The 1,143-nt window shown below is 65.9% G+C and carries 1 pseudogene; it reads right to left on the bottom strand.

Annotated features, from left to right (window positions below):
• A pseudogene (locus AC0L2Z_RS35270) lies at positions 1-1,040 on the bottom strand (IS256 family transposase); the annotation flags it as partial.
• Positions 1,041-1,143 lie beyond the last annotated feature (103 nt).

Genomic DNA, 1,143 nt, shown 5'->3' with positions numbered 1-1,143 from the left:
TTGGGGAAGATGCCGACGACCTCGGTCCTGCGCTTGATCTCGCCGTTGAGGCGCTCGATCGGGTTGGTGCTATGCAGCTTGGCACGGTGCTCCTTGGGGAAGGTCATGTAGGCGAGCACGTCGGGCTCGGCATCGTCCATGATTGTCGCCAGCTTCGGCACCTTCGGCCGGATCTGGTCGGCAACGGCGCGTCATTGGGTGCTGGCGGCCTCGGCCGTCTCCTGGGCGAAGGCGGTGGCGATGAAGGCCGTGCGACGCGGCGCCGCTCTTGCCGGCATGCGCCAGCACGTTCCTCATGAAATGGACCCGGCAGCGCTGCCATGTCGCGCACAGCACCTTGGTGACGGCCGCCTTGATGCCTTCATGGGCATCGGAAACGACGAGCTTGACGCCGCGCAGGCCGCGGCGGGTCAGCTTGCGCAAAAACTCCGTCCAGATCGGCTCGGCCTCAGACGTGCCGACCTCCATGCCCAGCACTTCGCGCCAGCCGTCTGCGTTGACACCGACGGCGATGATGACGGCGACCGAGACGATGCGTCCGCCGCGGCGCACCTTCAGGTAGGTGGCATCGATCCACAGATAGGGCCAGTCGCCCTCGATGGGCCTGTCGAGGAAGGCCTTCACCTTGCCGTCGATCTCCTCGCACAGCCGGCTGACCTGGCTCTTGGAGACGCCGCTCATGCCCATCGCCTTGACCAGGTCGTCGACCGAGCGCGTCGAGATACCCTGGACGTAGGCCTCCTGGATGACGGCGATCAGCGCCTTCTCGGCCATGCGCCGCGGCTCGGGAAGTAAGAGCCCTTCCTGAGCTTGGGGATGCGCAGCTCGACGGTGCCGGCCCGCGTCTCCCAGTCTCTGTCGCGGTAGCCGTTGCGCTGGACAAGCCGCAGTGGGTTCTTCTCGCCATGGGCCGCGCCGGTGGCGGCGCCCACCTCCAGCTCCATCAGCCGCTCGGCGGCAAAGCCGATCATCTCGCGCAGGATATCGGCATCGGGGGTCTTCTCTACGAGCGTGCGCAGGTTCATCATGTCGTTGGTCATCGATGGTTCCTTCGAATCAGGTTGTGTCAGCAACCCAACCCTACCGAAGAACATCGATGACCGCCGCTGCGCCGCTCGCTCGCTACAGCGCTGTTGAGGGCGC

It is taken from the genome of Mesorhizobium sp. WSM4850, assembly GCF_055811735.1.
This window is presented reverse-complemented; position numbering and strand designations above follow the sequence as displayed.